This window comes from Hyphobacterium sp. CCMP332 (genome assembly GCF_014323565.1).
Taxonomy (GTDB): domain Bacteria; phylum Pseudomonadota; class Alphaproteobacteria; order Caulobacterales; family Maricaulaceae; genus Hyphobacterium.
In genome coordinates, this window is record NZ_CP058669.1 from 1,689,065 (window position 1) to 1,710,246 (window position 21,182).

The 21,182-nt window shown below is 61.7% G+C and carries 25 protein-coding genes and 1 pseudogene; 12 read left to right on the plus strand and 14 right to left on the minus strand.

The annotated features are described in order from the left end of the window. Nucleotide 1 precedes the first annotated feature (1 nt). Nucleotides 2–1,021, minus strand: a complete 1,020-nt coding sequence (locus HXX25_RS08645; protein ID WP_187165532.1) for an NAD(P)-dependent alcohol dehydrogenase — start codon at nt 1,019–1,021, stop codon at nt 2–4. A gap of 85 nt (nt 1,022–1,106) precedes the next feature. Between HXX25_RS08645 and HXX25_RS08650 the strand changes: the two genes are divergently transcribed. Beyond that, nucleotides 1,107–2,435, plus strand: a complete 1,329-nt coding sequence (locus tag HXX25_RS08650) for an MATE family efflux transporter (RefSeq protein ID WP_187165533.1) — start codon at nt 1,107–1,109, stop codon at nt 2,433–2,435. 116 nt (nt 2,436–2,551) lie between these two features. Here the strand turns inward: HXX25_RS08650 and HXX25_RS08655 are convergent, their stop codons facing one another. After that, nucleotides 2,552–3,592, minus strand: a complete 1,041-nt coding sequence (locus HXX25_RS08655; RefSeq protein WP_187165534.1) for a quinone-dependent dihydroorotate dehydrogenase — start codon at nt 3,590–3,592, stop codon at nt 2,552–2,554. After that, nucleotides 3,589–3,939: a DUF952 domain-containing protein gene (locus HXX25_RS08660; protein WP_187165535.1), complete on the minus strand. Its 351-nt coding sequence runs from the start codon at nt 3,937–3,939 to the stop codon at nt 3,589–3,591. Before HXX25_RS08660 ends, HXX25_RS08655 begins: the two co-directional genes overlap by 4 nt. A gap of 122 nt (nt 3,940–4,061) precedes the next feature. Between HXX25_RS08660 and HXX25_RS08665 the strand changes: the two genes are divergently transcribed. Together HXX25_RS08665 and HXX25_RS08670 are read left to right on the plus strand one after the other, a co-directional pair. Continuing rightward, the gene (locus HXX25_RS08665; RefSeq protein WP_187167798.1) at nt 4,062–4,688 is read left to right on the plus strand and encodes a helix-turn-helix transcriptional regulator; all 627 of its coding nucleotides are present in this window, start codon (nt 4,062–4,064) and stop codon (nt 4,686–4,688) included. A gap of 172 nt (nt 4,689–4,860) precedes the next feature. After that, nucleotides 4,861–5,217 (plus strand): PRC-barrel domain-containing protein, encoded by a 357-nt coding sequence (locus HXX25_RS08670; RefSeq protein WP_187165536.1) that lies wholly within the window; start codon nt 4,861–4,863, stop codon nt 5,215–5,217. Nucleotides 5,218–5,229: 12 nt separating this feature from the next. Here HXX25_RS08670 and HXX25_RS08675 read toward each other — a convergent pair whose 3' ends face one another. Genes HXX25_RS08675 through HXX25_RS08685 form a run of 3 tightly spaced genes read right to left on the minus strand, consistent with a single transcriptional unit; the run spans nt 5,230 to nt 6,310 of the window. After that, complete coding sequence (locus tag HXX25_RS08675) at nt 5,230–5,448, minus strand: helix-turn-helix transcriptional regulator (RefSeq protein WP_187165537.1); 219 nt, start codon at nt 5,446–5,448, stop codon at nt 5,230–5,232. Between the two features lie 2 nt (nt 5,449–5,450). Continuing rightward, entirely contained in the window at nt 5,451–5,870 is a 420-nt protein-coding gene (locus HXX25_RS08680; protein WP_187165538.1) for a hypothetical protein, read from the minus strand. A 2-nt stretch (nt 5,871–5,872) separates the two neighbouring features. Continuing rightward, nucleotides 5,873–6,310 carry a hypothetical protein gene (locus HXX25_RS08685; RefSeq protein ID WP_187165539.1) on the minus strand — a complete coding sequence of 146 codons (438 nt, stop codon included), beginning with the start codon at nt 6,308–6,310 and terminating at the stop codon, nt 5,873–5,875. A 155-nt stretch (nt 6,311–6,465) separates the two neighbouring features. Here HXX25_RS08685 and HXX25_RS08690 point away from each other — a divergent pair, with 155 nt between their 5' ends. Further along, complete coding sequence (locus tag HXX25_RS08690; protein WP_187165540.1) at nt 6,466–6,993, plus strand: hypothetical protein; 528 nt, start codon at nt 6,466–6,468, stop codon at nt 6,991–6,993. Next, a complete protein-coding gene (locus HXX25_RS08695) occupies nt 6,993–7,403 on the plus strand; it encodes a type II toxin-antitoxin system VapC family toxin (protein ID WP_187165541.1) in 411 nt (136 codons plus the stop codon). Before HXX25_RS08690 ends, HXX25_RS08695 begins: the two co-directional genes overlap by 1 nt. Here HXX25_RS08695 and HXX25_RS14410 read toward each other — a convergent pair. From HXX25_RS14410 to HXX25_RS08720, 5 genes and pseudogenes are all read right to left on the minus strand, one after another. Continuing rightward, nucleotides 7,400–8,986: pseudogene (locus HXX25_RS14410) on the minus strand (lysine--tRNA ligase). The gene HXX25_RS08695 and the pseudogene HXX25_RS14410 overlap by 4 nt on opposite strands. 208 nt (nt 8,987–9,194) lie before the next feature. Beyond that, a complete protein-coding gene (locus HXX25_RS08705; RefSeq protein WP_187165542.1) occupies nt 9,195–9,644 on the minus strand; it encodes an ABA4-like family protein in 450 nt (149 codons plus the stop codon). 142 nt (nt 9,645–9,786) lie between these two features. Continuing rightward, the gene (locus HXX25_RS08710) at nt 9,787–9,981 is read right to left on the minus strand and encodes a helix-turn-helix transcriptional regulator (RefSeq protein WP_187165543.1); all 195 of its coding nucleotides are present in this window, start codon (nt 9,979–9,981) and stop codon (nt 9,787–9,789) included. Next, nucleotides 9,978–10,412, minus strand: a complete 435-nt coding sequence (locus HXX25_RS08715; RefSeq protein ID WP_187165544.1) for a hypothetical protein — start codon at nt 10,410–10,412, stop codon at nt 9,978–9,980. The genes HXX25_RS08710 and HXX25_RS08715 overlap by 4 nt, the downstream gene beginning before the upstream one ends. Nucleotides 10,413–10,421: 9 nt before the next feature. Then, a complete protein-coding gene (locus HXX25_RS08720) occupies nt 10,422–10,664 on the minus strand; it encodes a hypothetical protein (protein WP_187165545.1) in 243 nt (80 codons plus the stop codon). A 164-nt stretch (nt 10,665–10,828) separates the two neighbouring features. Between HXX25_RS08720 and HXX25_RS08725 the strand changes: the two genes are divergently transcribed. The 7 genes from HXX25_RS08725 to HXX25_RS08755 all read left to right on the plus strand — a co-directional run bounded on the left by HXX25_RS08725 (nt 10,829) and on the right by HXX25_RS08755 (nt 18,301). Next, on the plus strand, nt 10,829–11,311 hold the full coding sequence (locus HXX25_RS08725) for a histidine phosphatase family protein (protein ID WP_187165546.1): 483 nt from the start codon (nt 10,829–10,831) through the stop codon (nt 11,309–11,311). 114 nt (nt 11,312–11,425) lie between these two features. Beyond that, nucleotides 11,426–12,925, plus strand: coding sequence for a glycosyltransferase (locus tag HXX25_RS08730; RefSeq protein WP_187165547.1), 1,500 nt, complete (start codon nt 11,426–11,428; stop codon nt 12,923–12,925). Nucleotides 12,926–13,155: 230 nt separating this feature from the next. Further along, entirely contained in the window at nt 13,156–14,616 is a 1,461-nt protein-coding gene (locus tag HXX25_RS08735; RefSeq protein WP_187165548.1) for an efflux RND transporter periplasmic adaptor subunit, read from the plus strand. After that, nucleotides 14,613–15,296 (plus strand): ABC transporter ATP-binding protein, encoded by a 684-nt coding sequence (locus tag HXX25_RS08740; protein WP_187165549.1) that lies wholly within the window; start codon nt 14,613–14,615, stop codon nt 15,294–15,296. Before HXX25_RS08735 ends, HXX25_RS08740 begins: the two co-directional genes overlap by 4 nt. Further along, the gene (locus HXX25_RS08745) at nt 15,293–16,525 is read left to right on the plus strand and encodes an ABC transporter permease (protein ID WP_187165550.1); all 1,233 of its coding nucleotides are present in this window, start codon (nt 15,293–15,295) and stop codon (nt 16,523–16,525) included. Before HXX25_RS08740 ends, HXX25_RS08745 begins: the two co-directional genes overlap by 4 nt. A gap of 19 nt (nt 16,526–16,544) precedes the next feature. Continuing rightward, complete coding sequence (locus tag HXX25_RS08750) at nt 16,545–17,249, plus strand: DUF4197 domain-containing protein (protein WP_187165551.1); 705 nt, start codon at nt 16,545–16,547, stop codon at nt 17,247–17,249. Nucleotides 17,250–17,269: 20 nt separating this feature from the next. Then, nucleotides 17,270–18,301, plus strand: a complete 1,032-nt coding sequence (locus HXX25_RS08755; protein ID WP_187165552.1) for an NAD-dependent epimerase/dehydratase family protein — start codon at nt 17,270–17,272, stop codon at nt 18,299–18,301. On the opposite strand, the gene HXX25_RS08760 is transcribed toward HXX25_RS08755, so the two are convergent. From HXX25_RS08760 to rfbB, 3 genes are all read right to left on the minus strand, one after another. Continuing rightward, on the minus strand, nt 18,298–19,086 hold the full coding sequence (locus HXX25_RS08760; RefSeq protein WP_187167799.1) for a sulfite exporter TauE/SafE family protein: 789 nt from the start codon (nt 19,084–19,086) through the stop codon (nt 18,298–18,300). The two genes, HXX25_RS08755 and HXX25_RS08760, sit on opposite strands and share 4 nt — an antisense overlap. A gap of 115 nt (nt 19,087–19,201) precedes the next feature. Further along, nucleotides 19,202–20,086: a glucose-1-phosphate thymidylyltransferase RfbA gene (gene rfbA / locus HXX25_RS08765; RefSeq protein ID WP_187165553.1), complete on the minus strand. Its 885-nt coding sequence runs from the start codon at nt 20,084–20,086 to the stop codon at nt 19,202–19,204. Nucleotides 20,087–20,099: 13 nt separating this feature from the next. Next, nucleotides 20,100–21,140 (minus strand): dTDP-glucose 4,6-dehydratase, encoded by a 1,041-nt coding sequence (gene rfbB, locus HXX25_RS08770; protein WP_187165554.1) that lies wholly within the window; start codon nt 21,138–21,140, stop codon nt 20,100–20,102. Nucleotides 21,141–21,182: the final 42 nt, after the last annotated feature.

Below are 21,182 nucleotides of genomic sequence, written 5' to 3' on the forward strand. Positions count from 1 at the left end.
ATCAATCGAAATCGTTTTCCAGAACGAAGCGATAGCGCACATCGCCGTCTTTCAGACGGGCAATCGCCTCGTTGATTTTCGACATCGGCAGATGTTCGGTCTGCGGCGCAATGTCATGCCGCGCACAGAAATCCAGCATGGTGGCAATCGTCGCCGGTGCGCCCACCGCACTGCCGGTCACGCTGCGCTGATTGCCGAACAGGCTGGCGGCCACGACCGGCACCGGATCCATCACCGCACCAACCATGTGCAGATTGCCGCGCGGCGCGAGCGCATTGATATAGGCGGACCATTTCAGCGGCACATTGACGGTGGACAGCACCATGTCATAGCGGCCCGCTTCGGCTTTCAGCGCCTCCTTGTCGCGGCTGTTGACGATACGGTGGGCTCCCATGGCACGCGCTTCCTCTGCCTTGGCCTCCGACGAGGTAAAGGCCGTCACCTCACAGCCCCAGGCTTTCAGGAATTTCAGCGCCAGATGACCCAGCCCGCCAATGCCGATCACGCCCACCTTGTCGGTCGGTTTGATATTGTTCTGGACGATGGGGTTGAAGACGGTAATGCCGCCGCAAAACAGCGGCCCGGCTTTCGCGGCATCCACGCCCTCGGGCAGCGCAATCGCCCAGGCCGCCTGCGCACGCACCTTGTCGGCAAAGCCGCCGAACCGGCCCTGATGCGCCGCCGCGACGCCTTTGGCATCATTGCACATATTGTGATCGCCGCTCATGCAGGTATGGCAGGTCAGGCAGGAATGCGCGAACCAGCCGACCCCGACGCGGTCACCAATCTTCAGATGCGTGACATGGGCGCCCACTTCGCTGACCCGGCCGACCACCTCATGGCCCGGCACCAGCGGGTAGTCGGAGACAAACCACTCATTATCGATCAGCGACACATCGGAGTGACACAGCCCGCAGCTTTCCACCGCAATCTCGACCTCGTCCGCCGGTAGCGGCCCCGGATCATAATCATGACGCTCCAGCGCGCCGCCCTGTTCTTTCGCTGCCCATGCCCGGATCATGTGATGTCTCTCCCTCAAACCGTCCTGATCAGCATATAGGTGACTTGTCATTGCGTCCCACCCCGTATGCGGATATCGGGCCGGAATGGATCCTGTTGCCCTCACCCGCAAGGACGTGCTGCTGCGCGCCTGGCCGCTGGTTTTCGCCAATGCCGCCATACCCCTGGCCGGCGTGGTCGACACCTTCGTGCTGGGCATTGCCGGCGATGCCACCGATCTCGGCGGGGTGGCGCTGGGCGCAGCGCTGTTCAGCGTCGTCTACTGGAGCTTCTATTTTCTGCGCATGGGCACGACCGGCCTCACCTCGCAGGCGGACGGGGCGGGCAATGAGACCGAAGTGCAGCGCTCGCTGGTACGCGCCTGCCTGCTGGCCGGGGCCATCGGCCTCTTCATCATGCTGGCGCGCCAGCCCATCGCGGCGATCGGCTTTCACCTGCTGCAGGGCGGCGAGGCCGTAGAGGCCAATGGCGCGCATTACTTCTTCGCCCGCAGCTGGGGCGCGCTCGGCGCCTTCGGTGTCTTTGCCCTCACCGGCTGGCTGATCGGGCTGGGGCGTTCGACCGAGACCCTGATCGTGCATGGCGTCATCAGCGTGGTGAATATTGTGCTCGATCTCTGGTTCGTCATGGGGCTGGGCTATGCCGCGGGCGGTGTCGGTGCCGCGACCGCGATTGCCGAATGGTGCGGGCTGATCGTGGGCCTGTACTTTGTCGCCCGGGTCATCGCCAGACGCGGCGGCTGGCAGGACGGGATTTTCCGGCGCGCCGCCCTGCTCGAACCCGTGGCGCTGAAGAAACTGATCGATGTCAATCTCAACCTGATGATGCGCACCTGGGCGATGATCATCGGCTTTACCTGGTTCGCCAATGCCGGGGCGCGGCAGGGCGCAGCCATTCTGGCCGGCAATCACGTGCTTTTACAGGTCATCACCGTCTGGGCCTTTGTGCTCGATGCCTTCGCCTATGTCTCGGAAACCGAGGCCGGGCGCGCTGTCGGGCGCAAATCGGTGGCCACGCTGCGCCGGGCGCTGATCCTGACCGCAGAACAGGCGCTGGCGGCCGGGGCCGTGTTCGCCGTGCTGACCTGGGCCTGGGGCGATGAAGCCCTCGCCCTTGTCATCGGCGATGAGGATGCCCGCCGCGAAGCCATCCGCTATCTGCCCTATTGCGCCATCGTCCCGCTGCTGGGGGCAATGGCGTGGATATTCGACGGCATTTTCATCGGCGCCACGCGCGGCGCCATGCTGCGCAATTCCGCCATCGCCTCGGTGCTGATTTATCTGGCGGCCGATTTCGTCCTGTCCCCCCTCTACGCCAATGATGGGGTGTGGATCGCCTTCCTCGTCTATTACATCGCCCGCGCGGGCACGCTGGCGGTGCAATATCCAAGGCTGGAGAAGAGGTTGGTAGGTTGATAGCGTGCTTCGAGGCTTTTCTTCGAAAAGCACCTCAGCATGAGGTAAGTTTGTTGTGCATGCCCCCACACCTCATCCTGAGGTGCTCGCGCTAGCGAGCCTCGAAGGAGGGGTTATCAGACATCCACCCCGACGGCCTCACCCACACTCGCATAGCCATCTGCCTTCAACCGCTCGGCGAGGCCGCGATTGATGTCTGCCACAAGGCCCGGCCCCTTATAGACCAGCGCCGAGTAGAGCTGCACCGCTGATGCCCCGGCGCGGATCTTGGCATAGGCGGTTGCCGCATCTTCTATGCCGCCGACACCGACCAGCGGCACCCTGCCGCCCAGCGTCTGTGCGAACGCCCTGAGCAATGCCGTCGAGCGTTCAAACAGCGGCCGCCCGGACAGGCCGCCGCCTTCCGCCCGGTCCGGCGAGGTCAGGCTTTCGGGGCGCTCGATCGTGGTGTTGGAGACAATCAGCGCATCGAGCCTGTGCTCGATCACACTGGCCGCGATATCGGCGAGATCCTCCTCCTTCAGATCCGGCGCGACCTTCAGGAAAACCGGTGCCGCTCCTTTCGCCGCCATCACGCGCTTCAGGAGATCATCCAGCGCCGCCTTCGACTGCAACGCCCGCAGGCCCGGCGTATTGGGCGAGGAAATATTGACGGTGAAGAAATCTGCCAGCCCCTCCAGCGCTGTCAGCGAGGTGACATAATCCGCGGCGCGGTCCTCGGCATCCTTGTTGGCGCCGAGATTGACCCCGACAATGCCCGGCCGGCCGAGACGCGCGGAAAGCCGCGCCTTCAGCGCCACCAGCCCGGCATTGTTGAACCCCATGCGGTTGATCACGGCCCGGTCTTGCGTCAGGCGGAAGACACGCGGCTTCGGATTACCGGCCTGCGGACGCGGCGTGACGGCACCGCACTCGACAAAGCCGAAACCAAGGCCCAGCAGAGGATCAATGACCTCGCCATTCTTGTCATAGCCCGCCGCGAGCCCGACAGGATTGGGCAGGTCCAGCCCGGCAAGCTGCGTACGCAAGATCGGGTCGGGCACCGCAGGCGGCACCGGCACCAGCCCGGCCTTGAGCGCTTTCAGGCTGAGGCCATGCGCCATTTCCGGCGGGAAGGCATGGAGTGCCTTTGTCCCGAGTTTCAGATAGCCGCTCATGTCGACAGATCATCCGGCAGCATCCAGCCGCCCTCATCGCCCTTGCGCAACAGCCGCACCGTGCGTACGGCAATCATCGGCAGCTCATCATAGAGATGCGGGAAGAGATCGCCGCCGCGCGATTTCTCCCATTTCAGCTCCGCGCCGAAATGGCTGGCATCCACCTCGATCAGGGCGAGGCGTTCGAACTCCGTGAAATATTTCTCCAGCGTCCCCGGTAATTGGGTCGCGGTTGAAAGGTGAATATACCCGTCCTCCACATCCACGCCGACGCCCTTGAAGACGCCCGCCGTCATGGCCTCGGCCCAGATTCGCGGATCGACCAGCTTGTAGATGGCGTTATTCATGCGCAATTCCCCCGGATTCCGATGCTTGCGGAAATAATTCCTTCTGTTATTCTATTTATAGTTGTGGTCAAGGAATATATTCCTGTAGTAAGGAGCGACTCAGCTTGAGCGGAATAAACACCATGCTCACCCATAATCAAATCTGGAAGGGCGTTGACCTTCTGGCGGCCCGCGCAGGGCTGACCGCGTCTGCTCTGGCAAAACGGGCCGGCATGGATGCGACGACCTTCAACGTCTCCAAGCGCTATAGTCAGGATGGCACCCGCCCGCGCTGGCCGTCCACGGAAAGCATCGCCAAGGCGCTCGCCGCCGTCCGGGTGGATTTCGAGGAATTCGCCGCACTGGCCGCAGGCACCGCACAAACCCGTTCGGTCCCGCTGATCGGCTTTGCGCAGGCGGGCGCAGACGGATTCTTCGATGATGCCGGCTTTCCGGCCGGGCAGGGCTGGGAAGAGGTGATCTTTCCCGGCGTCGAGGATGCCCATGCCTATGCGCTGGAAATCTCCGGCGACTCCATGGTGCCCGTCTACCGCGCCGGGGACCGCGTCGTCGTTGCGCCGGGCGAAACGCCGCGCAAGGGTGACCGCGTGGTCGTGCGCACAGTCGGCGGCGAAGTCATGGCCAAGGAAGTCGCGCGCCTGTCCGGGGACGGGGTCAAATTGCTCTCCCTCAATCCAGACTATCCCGGCCGGATCCTCAAGACGTCCGAGATTGCCTGGATGGCCCGCATTGTCTGGGCCAGCCAGTAGTCCACGGACTTTATCCGGCAAGCCGGGAAGTCGGTCACATTCCGAACATGATCGTGTCACTGAAATGTCGCCGAATCACTGGCGATAGGGACTTGCGCGTGGATCCAAATCGCGAAGCGGTGGTTTCAGGCGCGGTCGATGATGATGCCTCTTCATGAAAAGGAGCGAGGCCATGTCCATTCTCCCCCGCATTTCTTCCGCCACAGCCCTGCACGGCATTTCCGTCGTCAGCCCGTCCGGCCGCAAGCTGGGCACGCTGGATGATGTGATTGTCGGTGTCACCACCGGCCGTGTCATGCACGCGACCATCCTGCTGGATGAGGCCAGCGAACTCGGCGAACAGCTCTACGCCGTGCCGTGGGAAGCCCTCACCCTGGATATCGCCTATGACCGCTGCGTGTTGAACGTGCCGATCGAGACGCTGCGCGCCGCGCCGGCCTTTCCGACCCGCGATGCGGTCAATGATGCCGATCCGCGCCTGCGGCGCATGATCCACAATCATTTCGGCGAATACCGCCCGGCGGCCTGAGCCGCCGGACGCTCAATCCTTCGGGTATTGAAACGCTTCTTCCAGAGGCACGCCGAAGACGGCTGCAATCTGGAAGGCGACCTCCAGCGACGGGGAATATTTCCCCTGCTCGATGGCGATGATGGTCTGGCGCGTCACGCCGACCTTCGTCGCCAGCTCCGCCTGCGTCATCTCCTGTGAGTGAAACCGCAATTCGCGCAGCCGATTGGTGATGCGGGTGGGTTTGCCCATGGCTACACTCCCCGCCGGTAATCGATCAGTTTGGACACCGCCTTGACCAGTTCCGACACGACCAGCCCGGCCAGCGCACCATGGGCGATCCAGAAGACCGATGCCCCGGTCATGGCCAGACCCATCGTGGAGAACAGCGCCACCGTCATCAGGAATCCACCGCGCTGATCGCCGCGCAGCTCGATCAGCCGGTCGCGTTCATCGGCGGCATCGGCATCCTTCGGCGACAGGATGGCGATCACGATATGCGCAACAATGCTGAGGACCACCATCACCACGACGGCGCCAAACAGGCGGACATTATCGACCACCGGTGGCGTCTCCGCCCCTAGGGCCTCGCCCAGCGTCGTCGCGAAATACCAGCCATAGACGATGACCGTCGCCGCCAGCAGCACCCAGGTACTCTTTTCCCGAAAACTCATGTCTACACTCCCCGCCGATAATCGATCAGCTTGGAAACGGCCTTGACGATTTCGGCCGCCACCAGCCCCCCCAGAATCGTGTTGACGATCCAGAAATGCGGCGTCGCGATCATCGCCAGCCCCATCGCGCAAACCGCAAAGACCCCCATGACAAATCCGCCCCGTTGGTCGCCGCGCATCTCGATGAGCTTGTCGCGCTCATCCTCGCTGCCCGCTTCCTTGTGGTTCAACAAAGCGATCACGATGTGACCGAAAATGGCAATCGTGACCAGAGCGCCAACGGTGACGAGGATAAGACCGTTGCTCATCAGCAGCCCAATCTCCGTATTGAGCTCACCATCCGTCATCACAGGCGAACCCAGCACCAGCGCGAAATAGCCCCCGTAAACCAGCACAATAGCGCCCAGCATCAGCGCATTGCTCTTTTCTTGAAAACTCATGTCAAACCTCATCGACCTAGTGTTAGTTATTTTTGACATGAGTGGATGTAAGAAATCGCGGACTTGATGTCAAATATAATCGACATAACACATGACAGTTGACAATAACAGTTGTTAAGTGTTTATTGGCCCTCGCTCATAGGTGGAGAAAATCGATGTCCAAATACGCGATTCTGACCAACGCATTGCGCCGCCGCCCGGGATCGCATTGGCGAGTGACTTTTGAAGAGCTGGAGCAAATCCTGAAGAAGCCGCTTCCAAAGAGCGCCTATAGCTATCCGGCCTGGTGGAGCAATAATCCGTCCAACAATACGATGACGCCGGCATGGTTGACGGCGGGCTGGAAAACCGCCGAGGTCGATGTGCCAGGCCGCAAAGTGACCTTCCGCAAATCAGAAAATACACCGCCCCTGCCACCCAGTGTAAATGAGCCGGCGGCCCAGGCTCTGACGCCGGGCATACAGGTCGCATTGGCACCATCCGAGATCGAAAGCTTGAACATGATTGCGGTCGCATCTGGTGAGACCATCGACGAAGCCGCCACCCGCCTGCTGCAACAGGCAATCGCCATGGCCGCGCCGGCCGTTCGCGCAGAGCGGGCGCGCAAGGCCATTGAATCGCGCTCGGATCTACCAGAGATCGATCTCGCAGAAATCCTCGAACAATCGCGGGATATGCATTGATGCCGATCATTGACGCTAATGTCGCGCTCGCATGGTCGATTCGTTTGCCGAATTCTCCAGCTGCGCTTTCTCTGTTAACGCAGCCGGGAAAACTGGAAGCCCCGGACCTTCTGGCGCACGAGGTCACGAACGCCGTTTGGGTAATGATTCATCGCGGACTGTTTGCGGCAGAGCGCGGCCGGGCCATTTGTGTAGACGCGCTCAGCCCTGTCACTTTGTTGAACGACGACCAGACGCTTGCCGCCCGGGCACTGGAGATTGCGGTCCAGCTGGATCATCCAGCTTACGATTGCTTTTACATCGCGGCGGCCGAGGCGCAAGATACCGTATTCATCACCGCTGACCGCCGCCTGCTCGCGAAACTTCCGGGCAGTTCCTACGCCGATCGCGTGATCGAGCTCGGCCGTTAACCCTTAGCCACCAATTCCCCGGCCAGCCCACGCTCTATGAGCGCAATCGTTTCCGGAATGCCATAGATCGCCACAAAACCGCCAAAGCGTGGCCCCTGTGACTGCCCCAGCAGGACTTCGTAAAGTCCCTTGAACCAGTCGCGCAGATTGTCAAACGGCTGCGCCTTGCCTGCGGAATAGACCTCGTTCTGTATGGTCTCGCCATCGCGCAGATCCGGGTCCAGCGCCTTGAAGCGTGCGATCAGATCGAGCATCGCCGCACGCTCCAGATCGGTCGGCGCGCGATAGGTCTTCGCCGGGGCGACGAAATCCTCGTAATAGCGCACCGCGTAACCGGCGGCTGCATCGAGATCGGGATGCGTCTCCGCACTCGCCTCGGGCGCATAGCGGCGGATGAAGCCCCACAGCGTCTCCTTGTCATGCGCGGCAGACACCGAGGCAAGGTTGAGCAGCATCGAGAACGGCACCACCATCCGGCTCTCGGGCACGTCACCGTTATGGATGTGATGCACCGGGTTGTTGAGCCGCTGCGTGATGTCCTGCCCGGCATAGGCGCGCAATTGCTGGTGATACTCGTCCACCGCCTTGGGGATCACGTCGAAATAGAGCCGCTTCGCGGTCTTGGGCTTTGATACATGAAATAGCTGAGGCTCTCGGTTGAGGCATAGCTCAGCCATTCGTCGATCGAGATTCCGTTGCCACTCGACTTGGAGATCTTCTGCCCGTTTTCGTCAAGAAACAGCTCATAGGTGAAATGCTCGGGCGGCGCGTTCGCCAAGCGCCCGGCAGATGCCGTCATAGATCGGCGCATTGGTCTGATGGTCCTTGCCGAACATTTCAAAATCAACGCCCAGAGCCGCCCAGCGCATGCCGAAATCCGGCTTCCATTGCAGTTTCACATTGCCGCCGGTGACGGGGATTGTGACATCCTCACCGTCTTCATCGGTGAAGGTGATCGTACCGTCGGCGACATTGCGCGCCTTGGTCGGCACATAGAGCACATGGCCGGTCTTTGGCGAGATCGGCAGGAAGGGCGAATAGGTCGCCTGACGTTCCGCGCCCAGAGTGGGCAGCATCACCTTCATGATGTCGTCGTATTTTTCCAGCGCCCGCAGGAGCACCGCGTCAAACGCGCCGGAGCGGTATTGCTCGGTCGCCGACAGGAATTCATAGTCAAAGCCGAACCCGTCGAGAAAGGCGCGCAGGCGCGCATTATTGTGCTGGGCAAAGCCTTCATGCGTTCCGAACGGATCGGGCACATCGGTCAGCGGCTTTTGCAGATATTGCTCCAGCAATTCACGTTGCGGCACATTGCCGGGCACCTTGCGCATCCCGTCCATGTCGTCGGAAAAGCAGATCAGCCGGGTCTTGATTTTATCGTCGGTCAGAACGCGAAATGCATGGCGCACCATGGAGGTGCGGGCGACCTCTCCAAACGTGCCCATGTGCGGAAGTCCGGACGGGCCATAGCCGGTCTCGAAAATCACCTCGTCCTTGCCGGTTTTCTCGACCCGTTTGAGAATCTCCCGCGCGAGCTCGAACGGCCAGGCTTTGGCGTTGGCGGCGGCTTGGGACAGGGACATGGGATCGGCTTTCTTCGCAAAGGGTCAACAGGCCCCGCGAGTTAGGCCGCAGGCGCGTTTTCGTCAATGGCGGGGGCAGAATTGGGTACGTTCTCCCCCTGCTTGCGAGAGGAGGAAAACCGCCCCCGCTCAATCGTCATCCCTCTCCCTCGAGGGAGAGGCAGAGAATGCGAGCCTTGCAAGGGCGAGTATTCGAGAGTGAGGGGGATCACCCCCCCTCCACCAGAGACCAGCCGCCCTTGCCGGAGAATTTGCGGATCAGGAGATAGATTGCCAGACCGATGGGCCCGAACATGAGCGTGAAAAAGAGCGGGGGCAGAACGATCCATTTGTTGAGACCGACGCGCAGCGCATCGCGGGCAATCCAGGCGCCGACAAACAGATCAAAGACGAGATAATGCGTCCAGCCGGTGAGCACGCCGACCGGGTGCGAGAACAGCGCCAGCACGCCCGCCAGCGAGGACATCCCCGCCTCCGGATCGGACTGGCCAAAGAAGATCCCGGCCGACAGGAAAGCCAGATAGATCGCCGCCAGAATGAGCGGATAGAAGGCCGCATGTACGATCCGCCGCGTCCAAACCCACCCGGGGGCGATGGCCAGCAACAACCAGGCCGGCGCGATGAGAAAATGAAGGGCGGTGTAATAGGTCTCGAACATGAGGCGCTCCCGTTTGGGCGGGATGCTAGCGCGGTGAGACAAGGATGGAAGGCGATATTTCCGTTAGCCCGTCAATCAGCGGCGACAGTATCCGGCCGATGAGATCGCCCGCGTCCCGGAGGCGCCATCGCCGGACACCGGCTCAGATCTGGTCGTCAAAAATCTGCTCGATCGGTTCTCCGAACAGGCGGGCAATCCGGAAGGCCAGCGGCAGGGAGGGATCATACTTGCCATTCTCTATGGAGATGATGGTCTGGCGCGACACGCCCAGCCTGTCGCCAAGTGCCTGTTGGCTCAACTCTTTCTCTCCGCGCAATTCCCGCACCCGGTTCTTCATTCGTAACGCCGCTTCACGATATGCAACGAGATATAGTAGGCGGCGATTCCAAGCGGCATGGCCATGGTCCCGACAACCGCAATCAATTGCCCCGGCAGGTTTTCCGTATTCCACAGCTCCAGCGACATGCCGGAAATGGTGAGGAGCGTTGCCACAGACCCGAAACCCATTGCCAGCGCGGTGACATGGATTCGCTGCTGCAACTCATCGAGCTGGCGTATCAGGTGAACGAATTCATAGAGCAGCCACACAAGGGCGAGAACACCGCCATAGCCCGCGATCAGGACCAGAAGATGACTGGCCCCTCCGGATTCTGCGATCTGCGATCCCAGATAAAGCGGCAGAAAAAGCAGACCACCCGTCAGCGACCGCCATTTATAGCGCCGCCGGGCGGCCGGCGGGGCCGAACTGGCTTCAGGCATCAGATCCATGACGGGCTCCTAACGCGACATTTGACCGAAGAACCGGTTCCACAGTTTTTGCCGATTCGCGAACACCGCCCATCCGCCAATGATGGCGAGTATCCAGAACAGGGCCTCCGTCGCCAGCGCCGCAATCGTCACCGCGACCACGAAGGCGGTCGTCGAGTCCATCGAGACGTGGACCACCGCGACACCCAGCCACGCAAATACAAACATCACCACACTGCCTCCGATGATCAGGCGCCGGATCAAACCGCTCATTTGTCACGCTCCATTGTTAAGCTCGCTTGACATATAATGACAAGCTTACTTTACGTCAAGCGTACTTGACTATAAAATTGCAGAGTGTGGAAAAATGTCCGCAGCAGTAGCGTTTTCATACGTTGCGCGGCAAACTGCGGCCATCAGCAGACCGAGACGCGCCCATGCCCCGACTGATCCTTGTCCGCCATGCCAAAGCCGTCGACCGGATGGACGCGGACGATGATTTTGATCGCGGCCTGACACCGGGCGGGCGTGAAGACGCCGCAAGGACCGCATCGGCGCTGAAAGCGGCCGGCGTCGAGACCGGGCTCGCCCTCGTTTCTCCGGCCCAGCGCGCCATGCAGACCTTTGTCACCATGCGCGAAACACTGGGCAATCCGAAATTCGACGACCCGATGACGCTCTATCATGCCTCTCCTGAAATGCTGTTCCGGGCAGCCATCGAAGCCTTCGAGCGCGCCGGCAGCGTGATGATTGTCGGGCATAATCCGGGCATTGGCGCGCTGGCCCTGTCGCTCGCCGAACGGGCCGGTCAGGACGGTGAAATGCCGGACGGATTTCCAACCTCGGCGGCGGCGGTTTTTACAACCGATGACATTCTGAATGACGTCTCGCTGGACCTTCTGATCAATCCCAAAGCCTGAAATCTCTCGGCGATTCGCTTTTTTCCACAACTCCCTTTAAAGTTGCTTCGATAAACATCGGGGTGAACGATGGACGGGATGGGATATCCGGCAGGCACGCCTGCGGGACGGAGTATGCGCGCGGTCGAACGGCTCGCACCGCACAGGCTGGCCGGTGAATGGGCGGATGCGGCTGCAAACGGCCTGTTTCATCGCACACCCGCGCTGTCCGCGCGGGCCGGTATCACCCCGGCGCAAAAGCACACAGCCGTCCTTCTCGCCATGATGGGCCTTGCCCTGTTCTCCATCAATCCCGGCCTCGGCTGGATCATGCTGCAATCCATCACAGCCCTGTTTTTCCTGAGCCTGATCGTCTTTCGTCTCGCAGCTGCTGCCTTACCGGTTCACCGCGCACCTGCCGCCGCGCTGGCAGAGGGCGACCTGCCGGTCGTCACCATCTTGGCTCCGGTCTACCGGGAATCGGCCGTCCTCTCGCAGCTCACCCGGTCACTTGCAGCGCTCGATTATCCGCCCGGCCGGCTCGACATCAAGATCATCATGGAGGCCGATGATCGCGACACGATCCGGGCCGCCCGGCAATTGGTGTTTGATAGCCGGTTCGAGATCGTCATCGTCCCGGACGGCAGCCCCCGGACCAAGCCGCGCGCCCTGAACTTTGCCCTGACCTTTGCCCGCGGCGACATCGTCACCGTCTATGATGCCGAGGATGTGCCCCATCCGGGCCAGCTGCGCGCCGCGGCCGAGGCTTTTGCGGCAGGCGACGCGCGTCTGGGCTGCGTTCAGGCGCCGCTGAACTGGTATAATCATCATCGCAACTGGCTGACCCGGCAGTTCGCGCTGGAATATGCGGTTCAGTTTCACGCCATTCTGCCGCTATTGGCACGGCTGGGATTACCGCTACCACTGGGCGGAACCAGCAATCATTTCCGGCGCGCGGCGCTGGGCGATGCCGGAGGATGGGACGCCTATAATGTCACCGAAGATGCCGATCTGGGTTTCCGTCTGGCCCGGCTGGGATATCGCAGCGATGTGATCGCCCCGCAGACGATGGAAGAAGCCCCCGAATCCATTCGGCCCTGGATCCGGCAGCGATCCCGCTGGCTGAAAGGCTATCTCCAGACCCTCGCCGTACAGCTCCGCCAGCCCGCCAGCCTGTCGCCGGGCGCAGCACTCAGCCTCGCCCTCACCATCGGTGCCGCCGTATTGTCCGCCCTGCTTCATGGCCCGGCCATCCTGCTGTTTGCCAGCCTGTGGATGCTGGACATCGTACCCGCCAATCTGCCAGCCGCCGGATTTCTGCTCATCGGCTATGCCGCGTCCATGCTCTGCGGCGTCGTGGCCATTCGCCGTGCGGGCTTGCGCACACGCTGGCTCGACATTGCGCGCATGCCGCTTTATTGGCCACTTCAAACATTTGCAGCCATCACCGCTCTGGTGGAATTGCGCATCCGCCCCTATTTCTGGGCCAAGACCGAACATGGATTCACCAAGGCGCCGGAGCCGGAATGTCGCTTACCCTCACCCTCATCCTCCAGGCCGTATCGATTGCCGCCCTCGCGTTCTGCTTCTTCAGAACCGGCGGCGAACCCAATCCGGCAAAAGGCCCGCGCCTGATCCCGTGGACTCTTTTGACAATACTGCTGTTTGCATGGAATTTGATGGTTCTCGCTCACCTCGTCTCTTTTGTCGGGATCGAGACTGGAGGACGCTGGGGCTAATATGCCGCCAGGCCTGCCGATGGCCGCTTTCTGAACACGAATTCACTTGAAGCTGGCGTTAACTGCGTCATGTAGGACGCAATACACGGTCGGAATGCGTTTCCGGCGAACAAATCGGGGCACACAATGAACAGACTCTGGATCGCGGCGGGGGCAGCCGTGCTGATCGCCTTGGCAGGTGCGTGGTATGTCTTCGGACGCAGCGCACCGGATGGCGAGCTGACGATCGAGTCCGAAGCTGCCGAACTCGCAGACATTCGCCGTTCTGTCGCCGCCACCGGCGCGGTACGCGCCCGCGTGACGGTCGAGGTCGGCTCCCAGCTGTCCGGGCAGATTGCCGAGCTGACGGTTGACTTCAACTCACCGGTCGAACAGGGCCAGGTCATTGCCCGCATTGATCCGCAATCCTATGAAACCCGCGTCCGCGAGGCCGAAGCCGCCGTCGCAACGGCGAATGCCCAGATCGCCCTGCAACAGGCCGGCCTTCAGCGCGTCGATGCCAATCTCCGCGTCGCCGAGGAAGAATTCGGACGCGTTGAATCGCTTCTGGAACGCGGCATTGCCAGCACCGCCGCTTTCGAAGCCGCAGAGGCCGCGCTGGAATCCTCCCGCTCGGAACGCGCCGTGGCCCTTGCCCAGATCCGCAATGCCCGCGCAACCCTGCAACAGCGCGAAGCGACGCTGAATGGCGCCCAGATCGATCTGGAACGCACCGTCATTCGCGCACCGATTGACGGCGTCGTGATCAACCGCGCCGTCGATGTCGGCCAGACGGTCGCCGCCAGCATGTCGGCACCAGTGCTCTTCACCATCGCCCAGGACCTGTCCGTCATCCAGATCGACGCCCAGGTCGATGAAAGCGATATCGGCCAGATCCTTCAGGGCCAGACCGCAACGTTCACCGTCGATGCCTTTCCCGGACAGGATTATGAAGGCAGTGTCGATCAGGTCCGTCTGGCCGCCACAAATGAATCCAACGTCGTCACCTATACCGTCGTGATCACCGCCCAGAATCCGGGTCAGAGATTACTGCCGGGCATGACCGCCAATCTCAACATCGTAACTGGCGAACGCGAAGGCGTGCTCTCCGTTCCCAATTCCGCCTTGCGCTTCCGCCCGTCTGGCGCGCTGGAAGCCCTTGCCCGCCCCGCCGAAGAACCCCAGCAGGGTCAGCGCGGCGGCGGAGAGCGCGGCGGTGGCGGCATGATGGATCGCATCGCCGAACAACTGGAGATGACGGAGAGCCAGCGCGAAGACGCCCAGCAGGCCGTCCGTGCCGCCTTCATGCAGATGCAGTCCCAGATCCAGTCGTCCGGCCAGCCGCCGGATCGCAATGCCATGAACCAGCTGTTTGCGAATGCGCTGCGCCCGATCCTGACCGAGGAGCAGATGGCCCGCTTCACCCGGATGCAGGCGGAAAACGCCGAAACCCGCGCCGCAAGCGTCTGGGTCGAGACCGCGGACGGCTTCCTGGAGGAGCGCCGCCTGCGCATCGGCGTTGGCGATGGCCGCCGGACCGAAGTGGTGGGTGGTGAGCTGGAAGCCGGTGAAGCCGTCGTCACCCGCGCCCGGATGTCCGAAGGATGAGTTCATCCCTGATCCACTGCCGGGATCTGACCCGCGTCTACAAGATGGGCGACAATGAAGTGCATGCGCTTCGCGGCGTCAGCGTGGATATCCAGCGCGGCGAATATGTTGCCATCATGGGCTCTTCCGGGTCCGGCAAGTCGACCTTCATGAACATGATCGGTGCGCTCGACCGGCCGACCTCCGGCAAGCTGGAGATCGATGGCGAAAAACTCGAGGGCATGAAGCCGGACGAACTGGCGGCCTTTCGGGGACGCCGTGTCGGCTTTGTCTTCCAGCAATTCAACCTTTTGCCGCGAACCGCGGCGGTCGATAATGCCGCCCTGCCGCTTGTCTATTCGGGTATTTCCGCTGCCGAGCGCAAACAGCGCGCCGAAGCACGCCTGAAACAGGTCGGCCTCGGCGAGCGCATGGATCACCACCCCTCGCAGCTCTCCGGCGGTCAGCAACAGCGCGTGGCGATTGCCCGCGCCCTCGTCAATGATCCGACCATTCTCCTGGCGGATGAGCCCACCGGCGCACTCGACACCCAGACGTCCGAGGAAATCCTGCAAATCTTCGACGCGCTGAACCGCGACGGTATGACCATTATCCTTGTCACCCACGAACAGGATGTCGCCGACCATGCGCGGCGGCAGATTGTTTTCCGTGACGGGAAAATCATCGAGGACCGGACATGAATATCTTTGCCGCCATTCGCGTTGCCCTGACCGCCTTGCGCGTCAACGCCCTGCGATCCGCCCTCGCCATGCTGGGCGTGGTGATCGGCGTTTCCGCCGTCATCGTCATGGTCTCGGTCACCGAAGGCGCCAGTAACGCCATCGAGGAACAGATTGCCTCTTTCGGCGCCAACCTCCTCATCATCCGCCCGGGCTCCAGCGCCTTTGGCGGACGCCGCGGCGGGGCCGGCACAGCCACCTTCATGAATGATGAGGACGTGGAAGCGATCCGCAATGAGATCGACGGTATTGCCGCCGTGGCGGGCGAGATGTCCGGCACATCCACATTTGTCGCCGATGGCGTGAACTGGTCGACCCGGATCCAGGGCGTCCATGCCGAATATTTCGAGACACGGGACTGGTTCCCGTCATCCGGCCGCAGCTTCTATCCCGAGGAAGTCAGTTCCGGCGCGCGGGTCATCCTGATCGGTCGAACGCTCGCACGTGAACTCTACGGAGCCTCTGACCCGATCGGACAGATCATCCGGGTCGGGTCCACGCCGATGGAGATTATCGGCGTCATGTCCGAAAAGGGTCAATCCAGCTGGGGGCAGGACCAGGACGATGTGGCTCTGGCGCCGATCAACACCGTGCGTGACCGCATCCTCGGTTATGATCTGGGCGTCCGTGATCCGGTCTTCACCATCTATGCCGAAATCGACGCGTCCGCGAACGCCGACATGGTGACCGCCGATATCGAGGATCTGATGCGTCTGCGGCGCAATATCCAGCCGGGCGCGGAAGACGATTTTTCCGTCAACAATCTGGGCGAATTCATCCGCGCCCGAAACGAGACCGAAAGCCAGCTCGGCCTGCTCCTCGCCGCTGCCGCGGGCATATCCCTTCTGGTCGGCGGGATCGGCATCATGAATATCATGCTGGTCTCCACCACCGAACGCACGCGGGAAATCGGCCTGCGTCTGGCCGTCGGCGCCAAGCGCGCGGACATCCGCAACCAGTTCCTGATTGAAAGCGTCGTTCTGTGTTTCACCGGCGGACTTCTGGGTCTGCTGATCGGGATTGGCGGTGCCGCCTATATTGAATCGCTGGACCAATTCCCCATCGAAATCCAGCCAAGTGTGGCCTTGATCGCCATCGGGGCGTCGGCGTTTGTGGGCGTTTTCTTTGGCTTTTATCCCGCACATAGGGCATCAAGACTGGATCCGATCGAGGCCCTGCGCTTCGAATAACGGCCACAAGGAGCCGAACATGATCCATCGCCGCCACTTCCTGACCGCCGCGGCGGCCGCCCTGATTGCGCCCGCCGCCGGGCACGCGCAAGGTGCCGCCCCGGGCATCCGCTCCATGCTGGTGACGGCCACACGACAGGCCACACAGCGTCTGGGCCAGCGCGACGGATTTTTTGGCGACCGTCTGGTCCGTATCCCCTTGCCGGGCCTGCTGAACACCACCCAGCGCCAGCTTCAGCCTCTGGGCCTGTCCGGCCCGCTGGATGATCTCGAATTGCGGATGAACCGCGCGGCGGAAGCAGTGATGCCGCAGGCGCGCGATCTCGTCATCAATGCGATCCGGTCGATGTCGATTTCAGATGGTCTGGGTATTCTGCAAGGCGGCGATACCGCCGCCACGCAATATCTGCGGTCCCGCACCGAAGCGCCGCTTAATGGCCTCTTGCACCCGCCCATGGAATCCACCCTCGCCGCATCAGGCGCTTACGGCGCGCTCGACAGCGCCGCCGGACTGGTGGATCGTCAGTCCGGTATCGGCCAGCTCTTCGGCCGCAACCGCAATGCCCGGTCAACCGCACAGGATTTTCGAGGTGAGGTCACCGACTTTGCGGTTGAAAAAGCCCTTGATGGCGTATTCCATTATGTCGGCGAAGAAGAGCGCGGCATTCGCAGTAATCCGGCGGGACGTACGCGCGACATCTTGAGAGGCCTATTCGGCCAGTAGAATTAAACCGGGGGGTTACAATGGCGCAGGTTCTTGTCACAGGCATCAGCGGCTTTATCGCCAAACACGTCGCGCTCCAGCTTTTACGGGCCGGCCATGATGTGGTCGGCACGGTTCGCGATGCATCCAAGGCCGGACCGGTGAAAGATACCCTGGTACGGCATGGCGCCGATCATAACAAAATCCGCTTTGTCGAAGCTGATCTGACCGGCGATGACGGCTGGGCAGACGCGGTCGCCGGGTGTGATTACATCCAGCACCTCGCCTCGCCCTTTCCGCTGGCCCAACCCGAGGATCGCGAAGCTCTCGTGCCCGAGGCCCGCGACGGCATGTTGCGTGTTGTGAAAGCGGGTCTGGACGCAGGCGCCAAGCGCATTGTCGTGACCTCCTCGCTGGCTGCGGTAATGTATCATCCGAAATTCAAGGGCGAGTTTGAAGCCGGGCCGGAAGCCTGGTCCGATCCCGAATGGAAAGCGCTCTCGCCCTATATCATTTCAAAGACCCGGGCCGAGCAGGCCTTGTGGGCCTTGCTGGACGAGCGCGGGGAACGCGACCGCGCCACTGTGATCAATCCGGGTCTGGTATTGGGGCCGTCGCTCGACGAACGGATCGGCACCTCGCTGTCCGTCGTCGAAATGCTCCTGAAAGGGGCCTATCCGGCCTCGCCGCCGCTGCGCTTTCCAACGGTGGACGTGCGCGATCTGGCTGCCCTTCACGTCGCCGCCATGGACTCACCGAATACGGGCGGGCAGCGCCTGCTGGCTGCGGCGGACACCGTCTCCATGCAGGAGATGGCGCTCATCCTCGCCGATGCTTTCCCGGCTTTCGCCAAGAAAATTCCGACGAAGGAATTGCCGGCCTGGGTCGTGCGTTTGATGGCAATCTTCGACAAGAATCTGAAATCCATCACCGCCGACCTTGGCCGCAAGCGCATCGCCAAAACCGCCTATGTAACCGAGAAGACCGGCATTGCCTTCCGTCCCGCGAAGGAGGCCATCGAAGCCGCCGCGGAATCCCTGATCGAGTACGGCGTGGTGAAACCGCCGCGCTAGCCCGGTGGCATGGCGTGATAGAGGGTCCGCAACCCGTCCACGGCGACCATCACACCGACCGATATGACGATGCCGGAAAAGACGTAATTCAGGGCCCGCTTGCGTACGGAGAGGGCTTTCGACGCCCAGCTGCCGGCGATGCCGCCCAGCACGCCGCCGAGAATGAACAGTATGGCAATACGCCAGACGATCAGACCCGAGACCGCATAGCTGGCCGCAGTGGCAGAACCGAACGCGGTCACCGAGACCAGCGAAGATCCGATGGCGTTCAGGAGCGGCATGGACGTCGCCACGATCAGTCCGGGCACGACCAGAAAACCGCCGCCAATGCCGAAAAAGCCCGACAGCCCGCCGACCACAAATCCGGACCCGGCGAGGCGCGGCGCAACCTTCCAGGTCAGGCGCACATCACCATTTCCGCCCGAGCGCGGCCGCAACATCAATACGCCAACGACAATCATCAGCAGACCAAACAGCCCCAGCAGCAATTCACCGTCCACCTGCTGGCCAAGAAAGGCGCCTGCTGCGGCTCCGAAAACACCGGCCGCCGCAAACACCAGCGCGCATTGCCATTTCAAATTCCCCGCCCGGGCATGGGTGAGGAGATTGAAGAGCGCACTCGCCGCAACGGCCAGAGCCCCCGTCCCGATGGCGAGGTGCGGACTGCCAATACGGACCACATAGACCAGAAGCGGCACGGCGAGGATCGACCCGCCACCGCCGATCAGGCCGAGGATGAATCCGACCAGCGTGCCGGAAAAGACCGAAAGAATGTCCTGAAGCATGTGCGGATCAGCCACCGAACATCACCGGCATGTTCAGCCCGTTGATAGAAACGTCATTTGTGATCAGGTCGCTCGCGGCTTTCATGCATCCCCCACTGATTGAACTTCTGTCATTCTAGTGGCTGCGGTCCAGCAAGTCTTTCAGATATTTCTGGTATTCGGTTTTCGGGCTTTCATCGACCAGCTCGGCCAGTCCCGCCCGGTCGATAAAGCCCATGCGGAAGGCGATCTCTTCCGGACAGGCCACTTTCAGCCCCGTGCGTTCTTCAACGACCTTGATGAATTGCCCGGCTTCGAACAGGTCGGCATGGGTGCCGCCATCCAGCCAGGCCACGCCCCGCCCGATGGTTTTCACATTCAGATCCCCGCGCTCCATATAGGCGCGATTGACGTCGGTGATTTCCAGCTCGCCCCGGCCGGACGGCTTCAGCTCCCAGGCAATGTCGAGCACATCGGGATCATAGAAATAGATACCTGGCACGGCGAGTTTCGATTTTGGCTTCTCCGGCTTTTCCTCAAGCGAAATGGCGCGGCCATCCTCACCCAGTTCAACCACACCGAAGGCCGAAGGGTCAGCGACTTCATAGCCGAAAATCGTGGCGCCCTTTTCCTGCGTCGCGGCTTCCTTGATGCGCTTGGACAAGCCATCGCCATAGAAAATATTGTCGCCGAGAATGAGCGCAATATTGTGCCCCTGAAGCTCGTTGGCAGCGACCCGGAAGCCTTCGGCGATGCCGCCGGGCTTGTTCTGGGCCACATATTCGAATTTGAGACCCCATTTTTTGCCATCCCCCAAAAGGGATTGGATTTGCGGAATCGATTCCGGATTGGAGACGATAACAAATTCGCGCACACCGCCCAGCATCAGCGTGGTCAGCGGATAATAGATCATCGGCTTGTCGAAAACCGGCAACAAGTGCTTGTTCACGGCATGCGTCAGCGGATAGAGGCGGCTGCCTGTGCCGCCGGCCAGAATGAGGCCTTTCCACTTCGATGTCATGGCGTGTCTCCTGTTAGCGCCCAAGTCCGAGCCGGGCGATTTCCGCCGGATCACGCGACAGCCAGTCCGGGTTGGCCAGATACCAGTCAACCGTTTCCGACAGGCCCTTGTCCAGTGTGACGCTCGGTGCCCAGCCAAGTTCTGACTGCGCGCGCTGGCTGTCGACAGCATACCGCAAATCATGGCCCGGACGATCGGCGACGAAGCGGATCTGGTCTTCATACGCATTGGCCGCAGGGCGCTTCTCGTCGAGCAGGCGGCAGAGCGTGCGGACAAGGTCGATATTCGTGCGCTCCGCATCGCCGCCGAAATTGTATTTGCGACCGATCTCGCCTGAATCGGCGGCCACCATCAGGCCGGCGACATGGTCGGCGACATAGAGCCAGTCGCGAATGTTCTCGCCCTTGCCGTAGACCGGGATATCACCACCGGACAATGCTGTGCGGATGACCGTCGGGATCAGCTTTTCCGGATGCTGGTACGGCCCATAATTATTCGAGCAATTGGTGATGATCACCGGCAGGCCGTAAGTCTCGACCCAGGCCCGGGCGAGGTGATCCGCTCCGGCCTTTGACGCCGCATAGGGGCTGTTGGGCGCATAGGGCGTGTCTTCGGCAAAGGCCGGATCGCCAAAGCCGAGTGTGCCATAGACCTCGTCAGTGGAGACATGGATAAAGCGAAAGGCCGCGCGCGCCATCTCGTCCAGCCCGCGCCAGTGCATCAGTGCGGCATCCAGCATGATCGAGGTGCCGACAAGATTGGTGGTCACGAAAATGCCCGGCCCGTCGATGGAGCGGTCGACATGGCTTTCCGCCGCAAGATGGAAGATACGGTCCGGATTGAAGCCCGACATCGCGGCACCGACAATGTCGGCATCGGCAACATCGCCCCGGCGGAATTGATAATTGGGAAGGCCTGCAACCGCGGCGACGGACCGCTCGTCCCCGGCATAGGTCAGGGCATCGAGGTTCAGAACGTCATGCCCCTCGGCCACCAGCCTGCGAACCAGTGCCGACCCGATGAAACCGCAACCGCCCGTTACAAGAATGCGCATATACAGCTGTCCCCGTGACCTGCTGCAGGCAGAAAACAGGCC

Coding starts and splice junctions, on each gene's coding strand:
- HXX25_RS08745 (WP_187165550.1), top strand. CDS start 15,293: ATGAATATCTTTGCCGCCATTCGCGTTGCCCTGACCGCCTTGCGCGTC.
- HXX25_RS08645 (WP_187165532.1), bottom strand. CDS start 1,021: ATGATCCGGGCATGGGCAGCGAAAGAACAGGGCGGCGCGCTGGAGCGT.
- HXX25_RS08675 (WP_187165537.1), bottom strand. CDS start 5,448: ATGGGCAAACCCACCCGCATCACCAATCGGCTGCGCGAATTGCGGTTT.
- HXX25_RS08665 (WP_187167798.1), top strand. CDS start 4,062: ATGCTCACCCATAATCAAATCTGGAAGGGCGTTGACCTTCTGGCGGCC.
- HXX25_RS08730 (WP_187165547.1), top strand. CDS start 11,426: ATGCGCGCGGTCGAACGGCTCGCACCGCACAGGCTGGCCGGTGAATGG.
- HXX25_RS08705 (WP_187165542.1), bottom strand. CDS start 9,644: ATGTTCGAGACCTATTACACCGCCCTTCATTTTCTCATCGCGCCGGCC.
- HXX25_RS08670 (WP_187165536.1), top strand. CDS start 4,861: ATGTCCATTCTCCCCCGCATTTCTTCCGCCACAGCCCTGCACGGCATT.
- rfbA (WP_187165553.1), bottom strand. CDS start 20,086: ATGACATCGAAGTGGAAAGGCCTCATTCTGGCCGGCGGCACAGGCAGC.
- HXX25_RS08680 (WP_187165538.1), bottom strand. CDS start 5,870: ATGAGTTTTCGGGAAAAGAGTACCTGGGTGCTGCTGGCGGCGACGGTC.
- HXX25_RS08725 (WP_187165546.1), top strand. CDS start 10,829: ATGCCCCGACTGATCCTTGTCCGCCATGCCAAAGCCGTCGACCGGATG.
- HXX25_RS08695 (WP_187165541.1), top strand. CDS start 6,993: ATGCCGATCATTGACGCTAATGTCGCGCTCGCATGGTCGATTCGTTTG.
- HXX25_RS08650 (WP_187165533.1), top strand. CDS start 1,107: ATGGATCCTGTTGCCCTCACCCGCAAGGACGTGCTGCTGCGCGCCTGG.
- HXX25_RS08750 (WP_187165551.1), top strand. CDS start 16,545: ATGATCCATCGCCGCCACTTCCTGACCGCCGCGGCGGCCGCCCTGATT.
- HXX25_RS08715 (WP_187165544.1), bottom strand. CDS start 10,412: ATGGATCTGATGCCTGAAGCCAGTTCGGCCCCGCCGGCCGCCCGGCGG.
- HXX25_RS08760 (WP_187167799.1), bottom strand. CDS start 19,086: ATGCTTCAGGACATTCTTTCGGTCTTTTCCGGCACGCTGGTCGGATTC.
- rfbB (WP_187165554.1), bottom strand. CDS start 21,140: ATGCGCATTCTTGTAACGGGCGGTTGCGGTTTCATCGGGTCGGCACTG.
- HXX25_RS08720 (WP_187165545.1), bottom strand. CDS start 10,664: ATGAGCGGTTTGATCCGGCGCCTGATCATCGGAGGCAGTGTGGTGATG.
- HXX25_RS08735 (WP_187165548.1), top strand. CDS start 13,156: ATGAACAGACTCTGGATCGCGGCGGGGGCAGCCGTGCTGATCGCCTTG.
- HXX25_RS08655 (WP_187165534.1), bottom strand. CDS start 3,592: ATGAGCGGCTATCTGAAACTCGGGACAAAGGCACTCCATGCCTTCCCG.
- HXX25_RS08755 (WP_187165552.1), top strand. CDS start 17,270: ATGGCGCAGGTTCTTGTCACAGGCATCAGCGGCTTTATCGCCAAACAC.
- HXX25_RS08710 (WP_187165543.1), bottom strand. CDS start 9,981: ATGAAGAACCGGGTGCGGGAATTGCGCGGAGAGAAAGAGTTGAGCCAA.
- HXX25_RS08690 (WP_187165540.1), top strand. CDS start 6,466: ATGTCCAAATACGCGATTCTGACCAACGCATTGCGCCGCCGCCCGGGA.
- HXX25_RS08740 (WP_187165549.1), top strand. CDS start 14,613: ATGAGTTCATCCCTGATCCACTGCCGGGATCTGACCCGCGTCTACAAG.
- HXX25_RS08660 (WP_187165535.1), bottom strand. CDS start 3,939: ATGAATAACGCCATCTACAAGCTGGTCGATCCGCGAATCTGGGCCGAG.
- HXX25_RS08685 (WP_187165539.1), bottom strand. CDS start 6,310: ATGAGTTTTCAAGAAAAGAGCAATGCGCTGATGCTGGGCGCTATTGTG.